19 protein-coding genes are annotated in these 23,594 nt (G+C 41.6%); 10 read left to right on the top strand and 9 right to left on the bottom strand.

Annotated elements, in window-relative coordinates; genetic code table 11:
• Positions 1–254 precede the first annotated feature (254 nt).
• On the top strand, positions 255–2,060 hold the full coding sequence (locus LIZ66_RS05775) for a leucine-rich repeat protein (protein WP_227200620.1): 1,806 nt from the start codon (positions 255–257) through the stop codon (positions 2,058–2,060).
• Between the two features lie 79 nt (positions 2,061–2,139).
• Here LIZ66_RS05775 and LIZ66_RS05770 read toward each other — a convergent pair whose 3' ends face one another.
• Together LIZ66_RS05770 and LIZ66_RS05765 are read right to left on the bottom strand one after the other, a co-directional pair.
• Positions 2,140–2,556, bottom strand: a complete 417-nt coding sequence (locus LIZ66_RS05770) for a DUF1284 domain-containing protein (protein ID WP_306467730.1) — start codon at positions 2,554–2,556, stop codon at positions 2,140–2,142.
• Positions 2,540–3,097 (bottom strand): biotin transporter BioY, encoded by a 558-nt coding sequence (locus LIZ66_RS05765; protein WP_148463559.1) that lies wholly within the window; start codon positions 3,095–3,097, stop codon positions 2,540–2,542. The genes LIZ66_RS05770 and LIZ66_RS05765 overlap by 17 nt, the downstream gene beginning before the upstream one ends.
• A gap of 165 nt (positions 3,098–3,262) precedes the next feature.
• Here LIZ66_RS05765 and LIZ66_RS05760 point away from each other — a divergent pair, with 165 nt between their 5' ends.
• The 5 genes from LIZ66_RS05760 to pduB all read left to right on the top strand — a co-directional run bounded on the left by LIZ66_RS05760 (position 3,263) and on the right by pduB (position 9,334).
• A complete protein-coding gene (locus LIZ66_RS05760) occupies positions 3,263–3,967 on the top strand; it encodes a LytR/AlgR family response regulator transcription factor (protein ID WP_195477736.1) in 705 nt (234 codons plus the stop codon).
• 14 nt (positions 3,968–3,981) lie between these two features.
• A complete protein-coding gene (locus LIZ66_RS05755; RefSeq protein WP_148463561.1) occupies positions 3,982–4,644 on the top strand; it encodes a sensor histidine kinase in 663 nt (220 codons plus the stop codon).
• A 223-nt stretch (positions 4,645–4,867) separates the two neighbouring features.
• Positions 4,868–6,697: an ABC transporter ATP-binding protein gene (locus LIZ66_RS05750; protein WP_227200619.1), complete on the top strand. Its 1,830-nt coding sequence runs from the start codon at positions 4,868–4,870 to the stop codon at positions 6,695–6,697.
• Positions 6,684–8,555 (top strand): ABC transporter ATP-binding protein, encoded by a 1,872-nt coding sequence (locus LIZ66_RS05745; protein ID WP_227200617.1) that lies wholly within the window; start codon positions 6,684–6,686, stop codon positions 8,553–8,555. Before LIZ66_RS05750 ends, LIZ66_RS05745 begins: the two co-directional genes overlap by 14 nt.
• Positions 8,556–8,620: 65 nt before the next feature.
• Positions 8,621–9,334, top strand: a complete 714-nt coding sequence (gene pduB / locus LIZ66_RS05740) for a microcompartment protein PduB (RefSeq protein WP_227200615.1) — start codon at positions 8,621–8,623, stop codon at positions 9,332–9,334.
• Positions 9,335–9,426: 92 nt separating this feature from the next.
• Here the strand turns inward: pduB and LIZ66_RS05735 are convergent, their stop codons facing one another.
• The 4 genes from LIZ66_RS05735 to LIZ66_RS05720 form a co-directional block, all read right to left on the bottom strand.
• Complete coding sequence (locus LIZ66_RS05735; protein WP_227200613.1) at positions 9,427–10,683, bottom strand: PcsB-like coiled-coil domain-containing protein; 1,257 nt, start codon at positions 10,681–10,683, stop codon at positions 9,427–9,429.
• 271 nt (positions 10,684–10,954) lie between these two features.
• Positions 10,955–11,230: a septation regulator SpoVG gene (gene spoVG, locus LIZ66_RS05730; RefSeq protein WP_118577982.1), complete on the bottom strand. Its 276-nt coding sequence runs from the start codon at positions 11,228–11,230 to the stop codon at positions 10,955–10,957.
• A 54-nt stretch (positions 11,231–11,284) separates the two neighbouring features.
• Positions 11,285–12,403: a glucose-1-phosphate adenylyltransferase subunit GlgD gene (glgD, locus tag LIZ66_RS05725; protein WP_118577983.1), complete on the bottom strand. Its 1,119-nt coding sequence runs from the start codon at positions 12,401–12,403 to the stop codon at positions 11,285–11,287.
• Complete coding sequence (locus LIZ66_RS05720) at positions 12,400–13,677, bottom strand: glucose-1-phosphate adenylyltransferase (RefSeq protein WP_118577984.1); 1,278 nt, start codon at positions 13,675–13,677, stop codon at positions 12,400–12,402. The genes glgD and LIZ66_RS05720 overlap by 4 nt, the downstream gene beginning before the upstream one ends.
• Positions 13,678–14,076: 399 nt before the next feature.
• Between LIZ66_RS05720 and murC the strand changes: the two genes are divergently transcribed.
• From murC to LIZ66_RS05700, 4 genes are all read left to right on the top strand, one after another.
• Complete coding sequence (gene murC / locus LIZ66_RS05715) at positions 14,077–15,456, top strand: UDP-N-acetylmuramate--L-alanine ligase (RefSeq protein ID WP_173719060.1); 1,380 nt, start codon at positions 14,077–14,079, stop codon at positions 15,454–15,456.
• Between the two features lie 519 nt (positions 15,457–15,975).
• Entirely contained in the window at positions 15,976–17,160 is a 1,185-nt protein-coding gene (locus LIZ66_RS05710; RefSeq protein ID WP_227200611.1) for a DnaD domain protein, read from the top strand.
• Between the two features lie 65 nt (positions 17,161–17,225).
• Positions 17,226–18,212: an ATP-binding protein gene (locus tag LIZ66_RS05705; RefSeq protein ID WP_148462214.1), complete on the top strand. Its 987-nt coding sequence runs from the start codon at positions 17,226–17,228 to the stop codon at positions 18,210–18,212.
• A gap of 3 nt (positions 18,213–18,215) precedes the next feature.
• On the top strand, positions 18,216–19,391 hold the full coding sequence (locus tag LIZ66_RS05700) for a ribose-phosphate pyrophosphokinase (RefSeq protein WP_148462213.1): 1,176 nt from the start codon (positions 18,216–18,218) through the stop codon (positions 19,389–19,391).
• Positions 19,392–19,517: 126 nt separating this feature from the next.
• Here the strand turns inward: LIZ66_RS05700 and LIZ66_RS05695 are convergent, their stop codons facing one another.
• From LIZ66_RS05695 to asnS, 3 genes are all read right to left on the bottom strand, one after another.
• Positions 19,518–21,026, bottom strand: a complete 1,509-nt coding sequence (locus LIZ66_RS05695) for an AAA family ATPase (protein ID WP_173719059.1) — start codon at positions 21,024–21,026, stop codon at positions 19,518–19,520.
• A 74-nt stretch (positions 21,027–21,100) separates the two neighbouring features.
• A complete protein-coding gene (locus LIZ66_RS05690; protein ID WP_173719058.1) occupies positions 21,101–22,159 on the bottom strand; it encodes a metallophosphoesterase family protein in 1,059 nt (352 codons plus the stop codon).
• 14 nt (positions 22,160–22,173) lie between these two features.
• A complete protein-coding gene (gene asnS, locus LIZ66_RS05685) occupies positions 22,174–23,565 on the bottom strand; it encodes an asparagine--tRNA ligase (RefSeq protein WP_173719057.1) in 1,392 nt (463 codons plus the stop codon).
• Between the last annotated feature and the right edge of the window lie 29 nt (positions 23,566–23,594).

Raw genomic sequence — 23,594 nt, 5'->3', positions numbered from 1 at the left:
AAACCGTCAGCTAACAGTTGATAAGTAAATTAGTTCCTTATCACTGTTAAGCCAAGGGTTTCGGTGTTTTTTTATGTTTAAATTTTCTTCTTTTTTCGAAAGCTATATTCTATTTTAACTATTTAGGTATAGAAATATTTATTTTTTGTGCTAAAATATCTTTATCGGGCAGAGAGGATTTTCCTCTCCCAGAGTTTGTTGAAACAAGCTCTAACACAAAAGCAAAATACCATAAAAGCACCAGGAGGATGAACATGAAAAGAAAAAGAAATTTGTATCATTTATGGTTTTGTTTTGCCATGCTTCTGTTTCTGGCGGTTCCTTTTAAAGTAAAGGCGGAAACTGCCACAACGCCAGTAAGCATTTCTGTACAATATGGACAGACAGAAGCACGAACAATTCTGAATATGATCAATGAAATGCGTACAAGCAGCACAGACGCATGGTATTGGAAGCAAGACGATACAACCAAAACATATTGCACAAATCTGCAGCCATTGCAGTATGATTACGATCTGGAAAAAACAGCTATGCAAAGGGCCGCTGAAATTGCAATTATTTATTCCCATACACGTCCAAATAACAAAGACACCTTCTCCGCCTTTTATGAAAATTCAGTATATTATACTTATGCAGGCGAAAATATAGCTGCGGGATATGGAACTGCTGACAGTGTCAACGACGGCTGGAGGGAAGATAACGAGCTTTACGCCGGTCAGGGACACAGACGAAATATGCTTAATTCTAAATTCAACTGTGTCGGAATCGGTCATGTATACTACAATGGCTTTCACTATTGGGTGGAAAATTTTGCATACAGAGATAAAGTTAATACCACCCCTGTAAGTGCAGACAACACAGAAACTACCCTTACAATTCCAGTTGCAACATCAAAAATTTCTAATTTTAATATTACTTTTGACAAAGATGAGTATTCTTTAAAAACAGGTGAAAGCACTTCCATTTCCGTATCAGATCCAGCGATTTCCGTTTTCGGACACTGGGGTTCCAGATTTGTTTTTGTGACTGATACCCCAGATCTAACAATTGCTGATTCGACAGTCGCTACCCTTTCGGGTTCCATAACTGGAATTTCTGAAGGCGATACTACAATTAGTGCTTCTCTTTACGGTCTGACCGCGCACCAGACAGCTGCTGTCAAAGTACATAATTGTGAAAATCACTGGGACGATGGAAAAATAACCACACCCCCCACCTGCACTAAAACTGGCGTAAAACAATACACCTGCACCATCTGCAGCGAGACTAAAACAGAAGAAATTGCTGCATTAGGTCACGATTACAGTTCCGACTGGACTATCGATACCGCTGCTGCCTGCGAAACAGTCGGCAGCAAGAGCCATCACTGCACACGCTGTGACAGCAAAAAAGATGTAACTGAAATTCCTGCTTCCGGCAAGCACACCTGGAATAACGGTGTAATCACCAAACCTGCAACAATTGCAGAAGAAGGCGTAAAAACATACACCTGTACTATTTGTGGTGTAACGAGAACTGAGACAATTGCCAAGCTTCCAATGCCAACCGTGACTCCGGTTCCAACAGCCACACCAACACCGGCAATCACTTCTGCCCCAACTGTAACACCGACTCCATCCGTTTCAGTTGGAACAAAAATTACAGATAAAAAAACTGGAAACATATACAAAGTTACAAGCAGCCGTTCTTCCAGCCAGACAGTTGCCTTTATTGGAAATAAAGTAAAAACCAGTGTCATCATTCCAACTACAATAAAAATAAAAGGTGCCACCTACAAAGTAACTGAAATTTCCACCAATGCTTTCAAAAATAACCGTAAGCTGAAAAAAGTGGTAATTGGTCAGAATATTGTAAGAATAGGTAAAAATGCATTCTACGGCTGCAAAAAACTTACTTCCATTACCATCAAATCCAGCCGGCTTACATTAAAGAACATTGGCAAAAACGCATTCAAAAATACAAGTCCAAAAGCTACTGTAAAAGTTCCGAAAAAGCAGAAAGCTCTTTATAACCAGATCCTTAAGAAACGGGGACTTAATAAAAAAGCTAAAGTCAAATAAATAATCTTTAAAACACAAAGAACCGGATTCCGCAAAGTGCTGGATATCCGGTTCTCTGTATTTTTCCGCGAGAGCTGCTTTATTTACTCCACCGACTCGGCTGTTCCTGGCAGATCCGGTTCCACTGGCAATCGCCGCAGATTTTCGTTCTTTTTCCCGTTTCAATGATTTTTTTCTGTACTGCTTCGGTAAATTCCGGGAATGCAAGTTTCTGACCTTCTTTTAAGCCGCATTCTGCCAGCACTGCATTGTCATATCTTTTCACCTTCTCGGCTGCCTCGCAGATTCCCTGGCTATTGTTTGGACAGGCTGAGCAGATTTCGTCAGTTTTTACTGTGAGACAAACATCTGCCCCTTTTGTAAAAAGCTCCAGCATTTCCTGCATATGGGCTGTAAATCCAGTGCTGTAGCCATTTCCGATAAAAAACGCCAGGCACATCCCGTGGTGAGGGCGAATGGGATATGTCTGACGTTCTTTTTTACTGCATTGGTACAAGCTTACGTACCCTTCTGGACAAAACAAATGCCAGAGCGATCTTTACAAGGTCAGGAATGATAAATGGAATTACGCACCAGCCCAGTACGGTTCCAAGTCCGACAGCTCCGGAGGTTCTTGTATATACAACCATGAACCAGATAGTTCCCATTGCGTAGCAGACAATCAGTCCGACTACCATGGAAAGAATCTGAATAACAGGCTTTTTGCCCCAGAGAGATTCCATAGCCCACATTACCAGGGCGGAGAAAAGAAATCCGATGATGTAACCGCCGGTATTGTTAAGAAGAATACCAAGTCCTCCTGAAAATCCTGCAAATACAGGAACACCAATAGCTCCAAGTAAAATGTAAACCAGTACAGCCAGGCTGCCTCTCTTTCCGCCAAGCACACCAACAGCCATAAATACACCAAATGTCTGTAATGTAAACGGCACTGTCATTGGAATGGAAATCCAGGAACAGATTGCGATCAGTACGGCGAAAATAGCTATGTATGCCAGGTCGTATGTTTTTGTCTTTGTTGCGGTTACGGTACTCATATTCTCCTCCTCGAGTAAATATTATTTTTGTCAGATACAATCTAACACAGTTACGTTACAATTGTCAACCTATTATTTATTTTTGGTTTACAATTCTCTTCGTGAAGAATCTGGACATGTTTCCCGCATACGTGCTATACTTCTGTAAAATGGAGGATTAAAAAATTGTGTCAAACATATAAAATTGCAATTTGTGATGACCTTGCCACAGACAGAAATTATCTTTCTTCTCTGTGCGAAATATGGGGCAGTCATAACAGTTATCATATACAGATTTCAGAATTTACATCAGCCGAAAATTTTTTGTTTAATTATGCCGAGAAAAAAGATTTTGACATCCTTCTCCTTGATATAGAAATGGGCGCCATGGATGGTGTTACCATGGCAAGGAAGCTGCGGCAGGATAATCAGACCGTACAAATTATATTTATCACCGGATACGCAGACTATATTTCTGACGGATATGAAGTAGATGCCCTTCACTATCTGATGAAGCCCATACAAGAAGAGAAGTTCTTTACAGTTCTTGACCGTGCAGTCACGAAGCTTATCAAAAATGAGAAGTTTCTTAACATAATTAGTCAGGGTGAGATGATTCGTCTGCCCATCTGTCAGATCAATTATGCAGAGGTAAACAGCAATTATATTACGATTCACAGTCAACAGACTATCACCCTGAAAATGACCTTAAGCGAATTGGAAAAAAAGCTGAATTCTCATTTTTTCAGAGCGGGACGTTCTGCTTTGGTAAATCTAAAAAAAATCAGCCGGGTTACAAAAAAAGAGATTTATTTGCAGGATGGAAGTATAATCCCCCTTCCACGCGGCGCTTATGAGAAGGTTAACCGGGCAATCATTAATATGGACTGATTTGGGAGATTAAAATGCATTTATTTTCGAAAAAAGCAGCTAAAAAAATGGCTGCATATCAGAAGGAACTGATTGAAACTCACTATCAGGAGGTTGATAATATGTACCGCCAGATGCGAGGCTGGCGCCATGATTATCGCAATCATATCCAAACAATGAAGGCTTATGCAGCCACAGAAAACTGGGACGCAATCAGACATTATCTCGATCTTCTTGACAAGGATCTTACCACAGTAGATACTGTGATAAAAACCGGAAATGCCATGACAGATGCTATTTTAAATTCTAAAATATCACTGGCACGGTCCAAAGATATTCAGGTAATTGCAGATGCTGACATTCCTGTTAAGCTGAATTCCTCTGAAATTGATCTTTGCTGTATTATTGGAAATTTATTCGACAATGCCATAGAAGCCAGCCTGCAGCTTCCCAAAGAAAAACGACTGATCCGCATTTATATGGACATGAAAAACACGCAGTTATACATTTCTTTCACTAATTTTACAGCGGGAAAGAAGTTGAAAAAACAGGGAAATCTTTTTAAAAGTACAAAAGGTGATGGTCATGGTCTTGGGCTGATCCGTATTGATGATATAGTAAAGCGATCTGATGGATATATCAGCCGAAACAGTGAAGAGGGCGCCTTTACCACTGAGATTTTACTGCCCCAGTTATAATTCATCCCCCGAAACATGCAATTCATCCCCGGTTTAATCCGGGGATATTTTTTCTGGTAAAATCATATTAAGAATCTTTTTAATGATACCATGGTCAAAAACATGAGTAAGTAGCCATTTTCCGAAGAAAAATGAGCGGATTACGAATGTTTTTGAAGATTGCGGGAGTGCAAAGCACGTAGCAATCTGGTATCAAAAGAAAAATAAGAAAGAAGGGAAAATCATGTTTCAAAAAAATCCTGTATCAAAATACAGTACTTTTCAAAATATATGGTTTATGATTAAACTTGCCTGCACTTCTCAGGAGAAGAAAGTTCTGGTGATCAGCTTTTTTATCGCACTGTTAACCATTATACAGAACCTTCTTAACCTTTATGTTTCTCCTGTCATATTAAGTGCAATAGAAAATCATGTTTCCATTCAGGAACTGCTTTTTACAATTGTAATTTTTGTGCTTATGATAATGCTGGTATCAGCTGCATTGGCTTATGCAAATCAAAACGTAATTTGCGGACGGATCAGTGTCCGTTGTGAGATTGTAAATCTTTTAAACAAAAAAGCATCCACAACATCTTATCCCAATATAGACGATATGAAATTCAAAAAATTACTGACCAAATCGGCCGAATATACGGACAATAACGATCAGGCCACTGAAGCAATCTGGAATACACTAACTGTACTTTTGATCAATATTGTCTGTTTTTTTATTTACACCGGTCTTCTTACACAAATTCATCCAATTCTGATTTTGGTCATTCTGTCAACTGCCGGAATCAGTTATTTTATCTCTCAAAGATTAGATGAATATAAGTATCAACATCGGGAGGAAGAAGCTGAATATATACATCAAATGGCATATTTATTAAACCGTGCAGCTGACTTTGGTGCAGCAAAAGATATCCGCATTTTCGGTCTTCGTTTCTGGCTGGAAGAATTATACAGCAAAACAGCCAGGGAATTTACAGCATTTCATCGAAAAGCAGAAAATGTTTATATCTGGGCTGGAATTGCAGATTTGACTTTTACTTTTCTGCGCAATGGAGCGGTCTACGCATATTTAATTTATTTGGTATTATACCGCGGTCTTGATGTGCCTGCTTTTTTGCTTTATTTTACTGCAGTAGACAGTTTTTCAGGCTGGATTACAGGAATTCTGGAAGGACTTGGCACATTGCACCGACAGTCTCTTGATATTTCCACGGTCCGGGAATGTCTGGATTATCCGGAATTATTCCGTTTCAAAGATGGACTTACCTTAAATCAGGACGCTAAAAATAATTATGAAATTGTTTTGGAAAATGTTTCATTTCGCTATCCAGGAGCTGAAACAGATACTTTAAAAAATATAAATCTTACCTTACATCCAGGAGAAAATCTGGCAGTTGTAGGTCTTAATGGTGCTGGAAAAACTACGTTGATCAAAATAATCTGTGGGTTTCTTAATCCCACAAAGGGACAGGTAAAATTAAATGGAACAGATATCCGAAACTATAACAGAAAAGACTATTATAAGCTGTTCTCGGCAGTGTTTCAAGATTTTTCATTGTTAGCGGGAACCATTGCAGAAAATGTGGCGCAAACAGAAAATTTCGACCTGAAACAGGTGAAAAATTGTATCAAAAAAGCCGGCTTGCTTCCAAAAATAGAAGCTCTTCCAGATAAGTATCAAACCTTTCTGAATCGTGAGGTTTACAAAAATGCAATTATGTTTTCGGGTGGAGAAACACAGCGCCTTATGCTCGCCCGCGCATTATATAAAGATGCCCCTTTTATTATATTGGACGAACCAACTGCCGCACTCGATTCCATTGCTGAAGCAGACATTTATCAGAAATATGACGAAATGACAAAAGGAAAATCCTCAGTTTATATCTCCCATCGGCTCGCTTCTACCAGATTCTGCAGCAGAATCTTAATGCTGGAGCAGGGAGAAATACAGGAAGAAGGAACTCACGAAGAGCTGTTAAGGCAAAGTGGAAAATACGCTGCTCTCTATGAGGTTCAAAGCAAATATTACAGGGAAGGAGATGGGGAAAATGAAGACAAATGAGAAAAACATATCGTTAAAAGAAGCACTGCAGCTTAATCACAGAGCATATAAGCTTTTTTACCGATATTATCCAAAATTAATTCTTTCCCAAATCAGTCTGACCATCTGGAAAGCACTGACTCCCTATATAATCATATATTTATCTGCACTTGTTATTGAAGAACTTGCAGGCGACCGAAGCCCTGACCGCATTCGTTTTCTGGTAACGATTACTTTATTATCCGGAGCAGGAATCAGCTTGATATCTGCATTTCTTAAAAAATGGAAAAGGACTTGGAGCGCAGGTCTTGGAATGAAAATCAAGCGAATTTTGTGCGAAAAACTTTTTGATATGGATTACTGTGATTTAGATGATAGCAAAACTATGGAGTTATATTCTTCCATTATTCAAAATCTCAATGGACCTGGGTGGGGACTATACAATGTTCTGTTAAATTATGAAGCTCTGTGTTCAGAAGGATTTTCGATCATTTGTGGCTTATCCATGACCATTTCCCTTTTCACCAGCCAGATTCCAAAAACAGCAGAAAAACTTGTTATTCTTAACAATCCGGTATGTGTAACAGCCATAATTTCTGTTATGGTACTGATTACCTGGTTTTCGCCTGTACTCGCTGGAAAGGCAGGAAAATACTGGGTCAGAAGTGCAGATCTGCATACCTTTTCCAATCGTTTGTTTGCATATTACGGACGTCTGGGCTATGATAGCAAAAAGGCAGCGGATATGCGGATTTACCAACAGGAAAAAATATGCGAAAAGCATAATCTGAGCAAAGAAAATCCTTTCGGTTCCAAGGGATTATTTGCCAGATATGGAAAGGGACCTGTTGGATTTTACATGGCAGCGTCTTCCGCAGTATCTGTAATTTTCACAGGGATTGCCTATGTTTTTGTATGCTTAAAAGCCTGGACAGGTGCCTTTGGAATCGGAGCGGTTACAAAATATATTTCCTCTATTACGAAAATATATTCAAGTGTATCCGGCTGTATCTCCACCATTGAAGATATGCAAAACAATGCTATTTTTCTGAAACAGACATTTGAATTTCTGGACATTCCCAATAACATGTATCAGGGAAGCCTGACTACCGAAAAACGCAGCGACCGAAAGTATGAAATAGAATTTCGAAATGTTTCTTTCCGATATCCAGGATGTGAACAATATGCCCTCCGAAATATCAATATGAAATTTGAAATTGGTCAAAAACTGGCTGTCGTTGGTATGAATGGAAGCGGAAAAACTACGTTCATCAAGCTTCTGTGTCGGCTTTACGATCCTACAGAAGGGGAAATTCTTCTTAACGGAATCGATATCCGAAAATATAATTACAAAGAATATATGATGATTTTTTCAGTGGTATTTCAGGACTTCAAGCTCTTTTCCCTGACTCTTGGGGAAAATGTGTCTACCAAAATCAATTATGACGAAGAGGAAGTAAAAAATGCTCTGAAGAAATCCGGATTTCACAACTGGCTTTCTACAATGCCAGAAGGTCTGAATACTTATCTTTACAAGGATTTTAATAAAAAGGGAATTATCATTTCCGGTGGAGAAGCTCAGAAGATAGCTATTGCAAGAGCCCTTTATAAGAATGCCCCTTTTATTATATTGGACGAACCGACTGCAGCTCTTGATCCCATTGCGGAAGCTGAAATATATGAAAAGTTCAATGAAATAACAGGCGATAAAACTGCCATTTATATCAGCCATCGCCTGTCTTCCTGCAAATTTTGTGATAAAATTGTTGTGTTTCATGATGGAACTGTAATTCAGACAGGAACTCACCAGGAGCTTGTTGCAGATAAAAACGGGAAATATTTCCAGCTATGGACGGCGCAGGCACAATATTATAGATAAACAGCTTTTCAATTTTCCTTAATCATGTTAAACTAAGGAAAAGTAATGCTATGGAGGTTTTTCTCATGGATGTACACAGTATCAGTACCAAATGTACCCGCACCGAATTTGTGGGAACTGCAGTTCTGGATACCATCGGACTTGTGATTTCAGGAGTAGACGATACTCTTTTAAATGAAATGAATATAGGAACACGCTATCACACCCTGGGACTTTTCAGTTCCCGTACAGGTGCAGCAGGTCAGATTACTGCTGTTGATGATGCAGTGAAGGCTACAGGCACAGAGGTTCTTTCTATCGAATTCCCACGTGATACCAAGGGCTGGGGTGGTCACGGCAATTATATCGTGATTGGTGGAAATGATGTTTCTGATGTGCGCCACGCCATTTCTCTTGCATTGGAATTAACCAATAAATATGCGGGAGAGTTATATATCAGCGAATCCGGTCATCTGGAATTTGCATTTTCAGCAAATGCAGGCGGCGCTCTTGCCATGGCCTTTCACGCAGTTCCAGGGGAAGCTTTCGGATTCATGGCAGGTTCTCCGGCAGCGATTGGACTTGTAATGGCAGACACTGCAATGAAGGCTTCTGCAGTTCATATTACACGCTATATGACACCGAGTATCGGTACAAGCCATTCCAATGAAGTTATCCTTGCCCTCTCCGGAGATGCCAGTGCTGTGAAAGAGGCTGTACTCCAGGCAAGACAGATCGGCCTGGAACTGCTGATCGGAATGGGAAGCTATCCGGAAATTCCGGGAGAGCCGTATTTATAACAATTCTCCACCCTATATATTATTGCAGACAAATGCCCTGACAGGCAGAAGATTTTAATGATCTTAATCCTGTCAGGGCGTATTCTTTTTCCTTAATTCAGTCTGTAAACCTCCGCACTCTGAAGTCCAAATGCAAGTGCCTCTGAATGGCTGTTAAAATAAATATCCACATGTCCGTAAGGTGTTCCAAGATCCTCCACTGTATACACATTTCCATTGATCAGGAGCTGAGTTCCGAATGGCACACCAGCCATGGCAACGGTTCTTCCCGCTGTAGGAACAGTTCCGCTGGCTGTCAGGTTTCCTGCTGTTCCGCAGCACTGTGCACAGTTGCAGTATGCGGTGAGAGTAAAGGTTCCAAGGTAAGTTCCCTGTGAAGATGAACTGCTGCTCTCGGAAGAACTGTCGGAGCTTTCACTGCTGTCGGATGACTCGGTATAAGAATCATCATAGGAACTGCTGTTATCTGTGTCCTGATTGGAATCACTTTCAGACTCGCTGTAGTCATCGTAGGATTCCTCTGTGCCATAGTTTCCCCCGTCACTTGGTGACTGGGCGGCAGCCTCAGCTTCCTGGGCTACCTGCGCCTCCTGGGCTGCTTTCTCTGCCTCTGCAGCCTGCAAAAGGCTGTAAATACTGCTGTCTGCATTACTGATCTGTGTATTTAAAGCACTGATTTCATCCTGGCTGGCACTGATCTGATAAATATAGGACTGAATGTTCTCATTTGTGCTTGCAGTAAGTGCCTGTACCTCTTGCTGTTTGGCAGATTTCTCTGCCAGAAGTTCATTAATATTCTGAGCTTCCTCTTCTGCCTGCTCTTCCTGGGTCTTGATATCTGCCTGAAGGGCTTTATATTTAGCAAGCATGTCTCTGTCATACTGGGAAATCTGGGCTATATTCTCTGCACGGTTCAGAAACTGAGCCAGATCTTCTGAGGACAAAAGCAGCTCCAGCATGGAAGCACTTCCATTCTCATACATGTATACAATACGCTTCTTCATATCCTGATACTGCTTGTCCGCTGTGGCCTTGGCTTCCTCAAGCTGGGTATTCAGGGTTTTCAGCTCTTCTTCTTTCTCCGCTGCCTGAATTCCAAGCTCAGATACACTGTTGGTAAGGTCTGTATACTGAGCATTCAGCTCTTCCAGATAGCTTTCAAGCTCCTGCTTCTTGCTCTCCAGAGATGCCATGTTGGACTGCTGCTGTGCCAGTTCTGCCTGCGCAGCTTCTTTCTGTGCCTGTACATCAGCGATCTGTTCCTCCGTAGAAGAAGCAAATACTGCCCCGTGCATAGAAACAATCATGATTCCAGTTAACAACATTGAAAAAATCTTTTTAAATCTCATCTATGTAAACACCTCGTTATTTTTTTCGTATGTCAAGTATAACATATTTCGTAATTTTTTCAACACTTTTATTTAACTTTTGTAACATTTACGTAATATTTCACAATTATCCAGAATCTGGAAAGATAATGAAATACATGGTTATAGAACAAATTCAGGCACAATATACCGTGAAATAGTTTGGGCAAATCACAGGAATGTTTTTGCAAAAAATATCCCGCATTTCATGAATCTCTCCATAAAATGCGGGATGTAAAAACCTCTCTCCTTCTTATACCGCAGCTTCTTCCTCTGCTGCAGCTTCCTGGTATTTCTCGAGAATGATCGTCTGGATCTTGTCACGAGTGGAAGAATTGATTGGATGCGCGATATCCCGATATTCTCCATCGGTTGCTTTGCGGCTTGGCATTGCGATGAAAAGACCTTTCTCTCCTTCGATCACCTTGATGTCATGTACTACAAATTCTTCATCAATGGTAATGGAGACTACAGCTTTCATCTTCCCCTCCTTTGCAACCTTTCTCACCCGTACGTCTGTAATGTTCATTTTTGCTGCCCCTTTCCTCTTAATCGCATTTACTGCGCTTTAAGTCTTATTATATTACAAGCTATATCTATCATTATTCTCCACAACGATCTCTACTTCTCCATCACCGCTGTAGTACGAATTTGCCCGGATGGTTCCCCGGCTTTCAACGATACAATTCTCGATATGTGTATTATCCCCCAGATATACATCATTCAAAATTACGGAATTTTTAATTACGCAATTATTTCCAACATAAACATCTTTAAACAGGACAGAATTCTCAACCACTCCGTTTACAATACATCCACTGGAAATCAGAGAATTCTTAACATCTGCGCCAGGATTGTATTTAGCCGGTGGAAGATCATCAATCTTGGTCTTAACTGCTGGCTCCTGTTTGAAGAAGTAGTTACGGATCTCCGGTTTCAGGAAATCCATGTTGGTCTTATAGTAAGATTCAACAGTGGAAATATTGCTCCAGTAGCTGTCGATCTTATATCCATAGATTCTCTTCAGATTCTTATAACGGATCAGAATATCTTTTACAAAGTCATTTCGACCTTCCTGTGCAGCCTTCTCAATCAGTTCGATCAGCTGTCTTCTTCGGATCACATAAATACCTGTAGAAATAGTATTATATGGGGAAACCATTGGCTTCTCCTCAAATTCCTCAATCCTGCAGTCCTCATTCATGCGAAGGACACCGAAACGCTCAACCTCGGAAGGATCCGGACATGTAGTGCATACAACGGTAATGTCAGCGCGTTTCGCAATGTGATATTCCAGAACCTTGTTATAGTCCATCTTGTACACGCAGTCACCGGATGCGATGACAACATATGGCTCATGACTGTTCTTCAGGAAATTGAGATTCTGATAAATAGCATCTGCAGTTCCCTGATACCAGAAACCGTTTTCTTTGGTGATAGTAGGAGTAAATACGAAAAGACCGCCCTGCTTTCTTCCGAAATCCCACCATTTGGAGGAGCTTAAATGCTCATTCAGGGAACGTGCATTGTACTGAGTCAGTACAGCTACTTTCTGAATGCGGGAGTTCGCCATATTACTCAGGGCAAAATCTATGCTTCTGTAGCTTCCGGCAATAGGCATTGCTGCAATTGCCCTTTTGTCTGATAATTCTCTCATGCGGTTATTGTTACCGCCGGCTAAAATAATTCCGATTGCTCTCATGCTTTGTCACCGTCCTTTGTTGCAATTACCTGTCCGCTTTCCAGAATGCCATCCGGATAATCTGCCTGGGTGGTCACACCGGAAATCGCCGTGTTCTTTCCAATCTTAACATTATCCGGAATCACGGAGCCTTCTCCTATGGTCGCAATGCCAAATGCATATACCGCAGGTTTCTTTATATTAGGTGCTTCCTCGCCGCAGCCAAGAACCACATCATTTCCTATGGTTACGTCCTCTGCCACAATTGCCTTTTCCATGTTTACATTCTCACCGATGGTTGTATTCCGCATGATAATGGAATCCCGGATCACACTGCCCTTTCCGATCACAACATTCGATCCGATTACAGAATTATGTACTTCGCCATAGATTTCAGAGCCTTCACCGATAAGACATCTGTCCAGAACGGCCTCTTCTGAAATATACTGCGGCTGGATGATATCCCCCTTGGTGTAAATCTTCCAGAATTCCTCATAAAGATTAAACTCAGGAATAATATCAATCAGTTCCATATTTGCTTCCCAGTAGGAACCAAGAGTTCCAACATCTTTCCAGTAGCCATTGTATTCATAGGCGAAAAGGCGCTGTCCTTTATCCTTGCAATATGGAAGAATATGTTTACCAAAGTCACAACTCTGCTGATCCTTCAGTGCGTAAAGCGCTTCCTTCAGAACCGGCCAGCTGAAAATATAAATTCCCATAGATGCCAGATTGCTGCTTGGATGCTCTGGTTTCTCCTCAAATTCAGTTACACGGAAAGTCTCATCCGTTACCATGATGCCGAAACGGCTGGCTTCCTCAATAGGTACAGGCATACAGGCAATGGTCACATCCGCCTTATTTGCCTTGTGGAAGTCGAGCATAACCTCGTAATCCATCTTATATATATGATCTCCTGAAAGGATAAGCACATAATCGGGATTGTACTGCTCCATATACGCCATATTCTGGAAAATGGCATTGGCTGTTCCTGTGTACCACTCGCTGTTTGTGCTCTTCTCATAAGGTGGAAGTACGGTTACACCGCCTTCAGTTCTGTCCAGGTCCCACGGAACACCGATACCGATATGGGTATTCAGTCTCAGAGGCTGATACTGTGTCAGGACTCCAACTGTATCAATTCCTGAATTAATACAGTTACTTAACGGAAAATCAATGATACGGTACTTACCTCCAAAAGCTACTGCTGGTTTGGCCACTTTTTCTGTCAGTACCCCAAGTCTGCTGCCTTGGCCGCCGGCTAAGAGCATGGCAATCATTTCTTTTTTAATCATGCTATCACCTCTTGTTGTAGTTATGATTTATCATTATACCATACTTCCCATATTTAATAAACATATTTTACAATTTATTTGTTGATATTTTACTTTTTTTATCGTTATTGTACATGTTTTTTCGACACAACCGAATCTCTGATTGTTTTTTTTATTCATTTTGTACAGTAGTATTACTGTGTTTTGCGAAGCATACTGCTGTGAAAATCGTGAACAGCGACACTGTAGGAAAGGGAAATTATTGTATTGGTTACCGACTATCCAAAGAAATACTTTGCAATTTTCACAGTTCGGGGTATAATAAATGAAAGTAATTGTAAAAATTCATAACGATTCAGGAGGCTTTTCCTTCAATGAATATTGAATCGCTTCAAAAATGATTAGCATAAGGAGATTAACATGTATCAGATAGACTTCCATAAACCGCTTCATATCCATTTTATCGGTATTGGCGGAATCAGCATGAGCGGACTTGCTGAGATCCTTCTCGGCGAGGATTTCAAGGTTTCCGGCTCTGATTCCAAAGAAAGCCCGCTTACGGATTCCCTTACCAGGAAAGGTGCACGCATCTTTTACGGACAGCGCGCTTCCAATATTACAGACGATGTAGAACTTGTAGTTTACACTGCAGCCATTCATCCGGATAACCCGGAATATGCCAGTGCAGTGGAAAAAGGCATTCCAATGCTGACCAGAGCCCAGCTTCTTGGTCAGATCATGCGCAACTACGATACCCCAATCGCAGTTTCCGGAACCCATGGCAAGACCACCACTACTTCCATGATCTCCCAGATTCTTCTGGAAGCAGATGCGGATCCGACCATCAGTGTTGGCGGCATTCTTCCTTCTATCGGGGGAAATATCCGAGTAGGTCAGTCCGAAACATTTGTCACAGAAGCCTGTGAGTATACCAACAGCTTTTTAAGCTTTTTCCCGAAGATCAGTGTGATCCTGAACATTGATGCTGACCATCTGGACTTTTTTAAGGATATTGATGATATCCGTCATTCCTTCCGCAGATTTGCCCAGCTGCTTCCCGCAGACGGAGCCCTGATCATCAATGCGGATACGCTGCATTATCAGGATATTATCAAAGACCTTTCATGTAAAATTATTACATATGGTCTGGAGCATGAAGCTCAGTATCAGGCCACAGATATCACTTATGACAAATATGGACATGCATCCTTTACCGTTCTGAAGGATGGCAGAAAGGCCGGCAGTTTCTATCTGAAAGTTCCGGGCAGCCACAATGTTTCCAATGCCCTGGCAGCAATTGCTCTGGCTCGGCTTCTTCAGATTCCGAATGATGTCATTGTCAAAGGACTTGGCAGTTTCACAGGAACAGATCGCCGTTTCCAGTATAAAGGCGAAGTAGCAGGCGTTACCATTGTTGATGATTATGCGCATCATCCAACAGAAATCCAGGCTACTTTAAACGCTGCACACAATTATCCACACAAGAAGCTGTGGTGCGTATTCCAGCCTCATACTTACACACGTACCAAGGCTCTTCTTCCGGAATTTGCACAGGCTCTTAAGCTTGCCGATCATGTGGTTCTGGCAGACATTTATGCAGCAAGAGAAACAGATAATCTTGGAATCTCTTCCAAGGATCTGCAGGCACGGATCCAGGAGCTTGGTACTCCATGCGAATATTTCCCAACCTTTGATGAGATTGAGAATTTCCTGCTGAATAATTGTGAAGCCGGAGATCTGTTGATCACAATGGGTGCCGGAGATGTTGTTAAAATCGGAGAACAGTTACTTGGAAAATAATTGATTGCAATTTCAGCGGTTGTCATGTCCTTTTAAGACCTGGCATCCGCTGTTTTTGTTTTACCATTTTTATTGTCTCTGATCTGTTTTTCCTGGCAAAACGTGCATACCTTCTCATATCCACGGTCACAGACTGTTTTTGCCAAAAATAATTATCCACATTGAAAAAAGCTTGGAAATTCAAGCAATTTAATAGTTATCCACATTATCCACAGGCTTATGCACATTTTTGCACTGGCCTGCATGTGGATTCTTATGTGTATAAAGTGCTTAACATAATACTACGACATAACTCGACAAAAATCACAGTTTTTCTTTAATTTTCCGCATTTTTCGGGTTTCCCATAAACATTATGTGCAACTTGGTTTCCACATTATCCACATTATCCACATAGTAGTCCACACACATTTTGTAAAAATCCCGGCAAAAAATCTCCTATTCTCATTTAAAAAGGGGTGTGCTATAATGCAAACACAATGAACAGTGATGATTCATATTCCCAGATAAGGAGTGTTTCCATGATCAGGTTACATAGTACAGGGCTTAATGATGCCACCATTTTATCCAATATTTTTATCGACCGTTTTATGCCAAAGGCAAATGGAGAATTTGTAAAAGTCTATATTTATCTGCTCCGTATGCTTGGCCGCCCGGAGGAAGCTTTCGGGCTTTCCCAGATGGCAGATTCCCTGTTCTGTACAGAAGGAGATATCCTCCGTGCGCTGAAATACTGGGAGTCTGAGAAGCTGATTACCCTCTTATACGAGGAAGCTGAATTGACAGGAATTACCTTACAGGCACCGTGGAATGAAGCAGATATGCTGGCTACGGTGACTCCCGCAGGTATCTGTAACGCTGGTTCGCTCGGAGATGTGCCTGATGCTTATCACATTTCTGCCCCAGAACCCACAGCCGGCATTCCCAGTGTCCCCACTGATAAACCGTTGCAGACTGATCAGGTCTCCCGCCGCAGCACCGATCTGCCTGTCCCCCCTTCTTTCTCCAAACCACTTTCCGAAACGAAAGCGCTTACCCCGGATCGGGTGAAGGAGCTGAAACAGAATGAAGATATTATCCAGCTTCTTTACATTGCCGAGCAATACCTCGGCAAAACGCTCACCCCCACAGAGACACGCAAAATCCTGTTTTTCTACGACGAGCTGCACATGTCTGTAGATTTGATCGATTATCTGATCGAATACTGTGTAGGACGTGACCACCGCAGCATCCGTTATATCGAGACGGTTGCCATGGCATGGAAGGAGGAAGGAATTACCACAGTTGAAATGGCAAAGGATTCCACCTCCCGCTACAGCAAAGAATATTTTTCTGTTCTGAAAGCGATGGGAATTGCCAACCGCAATCCTTCAGACGCGGAAATTTCGCTGATCAATACCTGGACCAGGGACTATGGTTTTGCCATGGAATTGATTCAGGAAGCCTGCTCACGGACAATTCTGCAGACTGGACAGCCAAGTTTTCCATATGCAGACAAAATTCTGCAGCGCTGGAAGGATAAAAACATCCGAACTTTAGGGGATGTCCGTCTTCAGGATGCCCAGCACCAGAAGCGCAAGCTGGAAAAAGCAGTGTCGAAGGCAGACAAGCCGAAATCCGCAGCCCCAAACCGCTTTAACAATTTCCATCAGCGTGACTACGATTTTGCTGAATATGAGAAGAAACTGCTTAACAAACCAAATTAAATCCTGGAAACAGATTTTTCTTTAAAACACATACGAACGTCTTATAACCTGGAAGGAGAATTTACATGCCCTTACAGAATTACCAATACGATACTATAATGCGGGAATACAACCGTCGCCAGGCCAGGAACCGCCGCATACAGGAAGAGCATCTTGCTGAAGCCTATGAGAAAATTCCCCGTCTGCGTGAAATCGACGAGGAAGTAGCTACTTTAAGTGCCAGGAAGGCCCGGGCCCTGATCAGCCGCCAGGAAGTCGGCATTGAAGATCTTCGCAATGATATTGCCCTGCTTTCCCAGGAACGCACTGCATTACTGCTTTCTTCCGGCTATCCTGCTGATTATTTGGAGATGAGCTACACCTGCCCTCTTTGCCAGGATACTGGCTATATCGGCAGCCAGAAATGCTCCTGTTTCAAGAAGGCAGAGATCGAACTTCTGTATACACAGTCAAATTTAAAAGAAATTCTTGAAAAAGAGAACTTTGACCACTTTTCTTTTGACTTTTATTCTGATACAATAACAAATGATTCAACGGGACTCACCGAACGTGAGACTGCACGTCGCGCGTATAAGATGGCGAAGGAATTTGTCGCTGACTTTGATAATTCTTTCCAGAACCTGTTTTTCTACGGCGACACAGGTGTGGGCAAGACCTTTCTTTCCCACTGCATCGCTCACGATCTTCTGGACAGTGCACACTGTGTACTTTATTTTTCTTCATTCGAGCTTTTTGATTTTCTTGCAGGCTCTGCTTTTTCCAGAGGCAGCGACGCTCCCGATGATGAACCGATTTTTGACTGTGACCTGCTGATTATTGATGACCTGGGTACAGAGCTTACCAACAGCTTTGTATCTTCACAGCTTTTCCTGTGCATCAATGAGCGGATCATGCGCAAGAAATCTACGATTATTTCCACAAACCTGAAGCTGGAAGATTTCTCAGCAACTTATTCTGAGAGAACCTTTTCCCGCATCGCCAGCAACTATCAGATGACCAAGCTTGTGGGAAAAGATATCCGCATTCAGAAAATTTTTTTAGGAGGAAAGTAAAGAATGGCACAAGAAGAATTGACTACACTTCCCGTTGGAAGACTGGGATTAGTTCCTTTGGAAAGCTGCAGGAGCCTTGGACAGAAAGTCGACGAATGGCTCGTTAAGTGGCGTAAGGAGCGTGAGCATTCAGAATCAGATTCTTTCGCCTTTGAAGGATACAAAAGAGATTCCTATACAATCAAAGTTCAGAACCCTCGTTTCGGTTCCGGAGAAGGTAAATGTGTGATCACCGAGTCCGTGCGAGGAGATGATGTTTATATTCTTGTAGATGTATGTAACTACAACATCTCATATCCAATTGGCAAATACACCAACCTGATGTCCCCAGATGATCATTATCAGGATCTGAAGCGTGTAATTGCAGCTATTGGAGGAAAGGCCCGCCGCGTGAATGTAATCATGCCATACCTTTATGAGGGTCGTCAGAGCAAGCGTATTGGAAGAGAGTCTCTTGACTGTGCTACTTCCCTTCATGAACTGATAAATATGGGAGTTGAAAATATTATCACTTTCGACGCACATGACCCACAGATTCAGAATGCCACCCCACTTCATGGATTTGAGACTGTTCAGCCTTCTTATCAGTTTATCAAGGCTCTTCTGAACCATGAACAGGGACTTCACATTGACAATGAGCATTTTATGATCATCAGCCCGGATGAGGGCAGCATGAGCCGTGCGATCTATCTTGCAAACATCCTGGGTGTTGATATGGGCATGTATTACAAACGCCTTGACTACTCCAAGAATATAGGAGGAAGACATCCGATTGCAGCCTATGAGTTCCTTGGTCCAAATGTAGCAGGCAAGGATATGATCCTGATTGATGACATGATCTCTTCTGGTGACACTATCCTGAAGATTGCTTCTCTTCTTAAGGACAGGGGTGCCGGCAGAATTTACCTTTGCTCCACGTTCGGTCTGTTTACAGACAACCTTAAGAAATTCGATGAAGCACATGCTGCTGGTGTATTTGACAAGCTTCTCACTACCAATATGGTATATCAGTCTGAGGAACTTCTTGCAAAACCATATTACATTTCCTGTGATATGAGCAAATACATTGCACTGATCATTGATACACTGAATCATGATATGTCTGTAAGCCATCTGCTGAATCCAGTTGACAGGATTAAACGCTGTGTAAACAAATATATGGCACAGTATGAGAAATAAATAAAATAATTTGAGGCTGACCCTTCCAGGTGTCAGCCTCTTGTTTTGTTATCATTTATTTGTAACTGTTCAGTACTTTCACAGTTACATGCTTCGCGATCACTTAACATTCACTGTAACAGTTTTCTAAAAAATGTCAGCCATATCCTTATTATTGGTAAAAAGCAGCACCTGTCTGGGCTGTTTTTTCAGCCACCTGAAAACTGCCATAAGCTTATCCTGATTCTTCCCATGGAAAATATCATCCAAAATAACTGGAAAAACAGTTTCATTCGTGAACAACTCAGCAGCAGCCATCTGAATAGAAAAATACAGCATTTCAAGGTTTTCCTTTTCCAGATTTTCTGCCAAAACAGTTCCCTCTTCCAGACACAGTTCCAAACTCTGTCCCTCATCTCCATAGAACTCTATATATTTTCCATCTGTAAGTTCCCTGAAAATTTGGGATGCTCGTATCCGAATCTTTCTGCCTTTCTCAAGATAAATACTGCGTGACAGCTCTTTAATGGTATCCATAGCCAGGTTCAAGGACTGTGTTTCCAGATCTTCAGAAGTAGGAAGTGACATTTCCAGCTCAAATTCCTGATATTCGCTCTGCAAATTCGTAAAAGCAGTCAGTTTCTCACCGTAAATTCCATCAATATCTTCTTTACTGGATTTCAGCTTTTCCTGCTGTGACTGCAAATACACTTTTTTCTTCTTTAGCTTTACAAACTCCATACGCAGCTTTCTTCGTGCAGTAAGTGTATAAACCATTGCCACAACAGCAGCAATGATGCACACATCCATTCCTATTTTAGACATCTCATCAGTTAACTGAAATTTTCCAACAATGCCAACAATTCCCACAATAACAGCCAGAATACCTGCTATCACCATTCCCAGATTCTTTTTCTCTATAGTCTGTAGCTGTTCTTCAATCACAGTGGCTTCTTCTTTCCCTGCTGCAGAATAAATTTTTGCCTGCGCCTGAACCACCTGCCCCTTCTGGTCCCGAAGTCCATCCAGGTCATTCTGCAGGCTTTCCAGTTTCTCGCCCAGTTTTTCCTGTTCTCTCTGAACTGCTTTCCTGCCACGTTCTTTCTGGGTGAGATATCCCTTGCGCCACATCTTTAGCATCTGCTCCGTTCTTCCAAGATCTACCAGACCATCTCCGCTTTTGCTGAGAACAGACAGTTTATTCTGTAGTTTCCTTGCCATTTCCCTGGAAGAACTACCGCTAAGTGATTCTACCATAACAGTATTGTCGAACAGATTCTCACTAAATCCCCCAAGGATCCTCTCGAGGGCTCCATTTTCTCCATTTAAAATTTCTCTGGTATCTTCACAGAACAACTCACAACTATGAATTCCTTCCCCTGTTTCCCGCGTCAGGCGGTAATCTTTTCCATTGTGCTGAAACCATATAATTCCACCATATTTTTCCTGAGAAGCTTCAGTACCTGCTTTTTCATAAATTCCGTTCTTCTCCTGCATTTTTTCAGGCATTCCAAAGAACATGTTCTTCACAAAAAGAAACACAATATTCTTTTCTGTTTCATTCATTCCATAGAGCACATTTACTCCGGATATCAATTCTATGTCTTTTTCCCGAAGCCCACCAAAATTATTTATTAATATGCGTTTAAAAATCATATAACCTTATTCCCTCGCACATACATCTCACTTTTACACTGCAATACATATTTTCTGTTACTATCTGCTCTATGTCAGCTGGAATGTCTTGTCTCCAGCAGTGCCTGCAAACCATAGTACAGGGCCTTATCTTCCACTGTATTTCTGTTTTTTTCCATAAAAAAGCAGATATAATCTCCTATCAAAGTTCCGGCATATTTTTTCTGCAGTTCTTCCAAATCATAAGCAGGTCTGGTCTCATCCAGTACTTCCGTAATATTTCCAAAGGATTTCAGTTTTTCCGGAATCAGAAAAAGCTCTGGTTTTCTTTTCCCCTGAAGAATTACACGATATATATTCAGTCCGCCTTTTTTATATATCTCATCCTTCAAAGCTTCTTCAATAGATAGCTGGGTGCTTTCTTCATTTACATTGAGAAGAAGCTGACTATAGGTTCGAATAGAAAACGGAACAAATCGGGTTTTCACTTTTCCATTTTCAATTCTTCCCTCAATATAGCCATGCGCTCCCAGATCATTACTTTCAATTGGCTCAGGAGCTCCGCTGTAAGCAGCCACATCTCTTATTACGCTCTGTGGAGTATGGAAATGCCCCAATGCAATATAATCAAAACCTGCTCCTACAAGTGCAGCTATATTTAACGGGCAATGGCTTTCATCACCGCCATGAGCCATAAGAATATGCACTCCATCATTTTTCACAGGGCGTACGCCATCATACAAGGGCTGTCTGATCTGTGAATGTTCATAGCTCATTCCATAAACATATACCCCGAATTGCGTATCTTTCACACAGGTTACCTTCTCTTCCGGAAAAAAAGTCACATTCGGTGCCCAGGTGAAAGTTCTGTAAAAAGAATTTTCTTTCAGATAATCCCTTTCTCCTGCCATTAAATATACCCTTGTTTCCGGTATTCTGGAAAATAAATCGTTTACTTCTTTCAATTCATATGGAAGTGGCTGACGATGGAACAAATCTCCGGCTATAAATAACAAATCCACCGGATTTTCGCGGATACCCGCAATAACCCGGCGGAATGTTTCCCAGATTTCATTCTCCCGCTTGTCACTCCATGGGCAGCCTCTGTCGGGCACTGCACCAAGATGTACATCTGCAAGATGAATAAATCTCATTCTTTTACCTCGTTTTATAAATCGCAGTTGTTAACTGTTCTCGGGAATGGAATTACGTCACGGATATTGCCCATTCCTGTGAGATACATTACACAGCGCTCAAATCCAAGACCAAATCCTGAATGACGTGTAGAACCATATTTACGCAAATCAAGATAGAAGTCATAGTCTTCTTCCTTCAGCCCAAGCTCTTCCATACGAGCTTTCAACTTACCATAGTCGTCCTCTCTCTGGCTTCCACCGATAATCTCACCAATTCCAGGAACCAGGCAGTCCATAGCTGCAACGGTCTTTCCATCCTCGTTCGCTTTCATATAGAATGCTTTAATTTCCTTTGGATAGTCTGTAACAAAAATAGGTTTCTTAAAAATCTGTTCTGTCAGATAACGCTCATGCTCTGTCTGCAGATCACATCCCCAGGATACTTTGTAATCAAACTTGTCATTATTTTTCTCGAGAAGCTCAATTGCTTCTGTATAAGTAACACGGCCAAACTCAGAGTTTGCCACATGGTTCAATCTGTCAAGAAGTCCTTTGTCCACAAAAGAATTGAAGAAGTTCATTTCCTCCGGAGCATTCTCAAGAACATATCCGATCACATATTTCAGCATCGCTTCTGCAAGATTCATGTTGTCTTCAAGATCAGCAAATGCACACTCAGGCTCGATCATCCAGAACTCAGCTGCATGACGTGTGGTGTTGGAGTTCTCAGCACGGAAAGTTGGTCCAAATGTATATACATTACGGAATGCCTGTGCAAATGTCTCACAGTTCAGCTGGCCACTTACAGTCAGATTTGTCTCCTTGCCAAAGAAATCCTGAGAGTAATCAATATTTCCCTTATCATCTGTAGGAATGTTATTCAGATCCATGGTTGTAACCTGGAACATCTCCCCTGCACCCTCGCAGTCACTTCCTGTGATCAGCGGAGTGTGTACATAAACAAATCCTCTCTCCTGAAAGAATTTGTGTATTGCATATGCACAGAGGGAACGTACACGGAAAACAGCCTGGAAGGTATTTGTTCTGGAACGAAGATGTATGATCGTTCTTAAATACTCAAGGCTGTGACGTTTCTTCTGAAGCGGATAATCTGGTGCGGATGTTCCCTCTACAGAAATCTCTGCAGCCTGGATCTCAAATGGCTGTTTCGCCTGTGGAGTCGCTACCAGAGTTCCCTTTACAATAATCGCTGCGCCTACATTCAGTTTGGAAATCTCAGCAAAATTGTCCATTGTATCATGGTAAACGATCTGAAGGGTCTCAAAATATGTTCCATCATGGAGAACAACAAATCCAAAGGTCTTGGAATCACGAACGCTTCGTACCCAGCCGCCTACAGTGATCTCCTGATCCAGGTATTTATCCCGTTCTCTGTAAATTTCTTTTACTGTTGTAAGTTTCATAATTAGTTCCTCTTTCTCCTCATTTTTCC

The organism is Blautia faecis, from assembly GCF_020554845.1.
GTDB lineage: Bacteria > Bacillota > Clostridia > Lachnospirales > Lachnospiraceae > Blautia_A > Blautia_A faecis.
The sequence above is the reverse complement of the archived record's forward strand: the minus strand, read 5'-3'. Positions and strand labels throughout refer to the sequence as shown.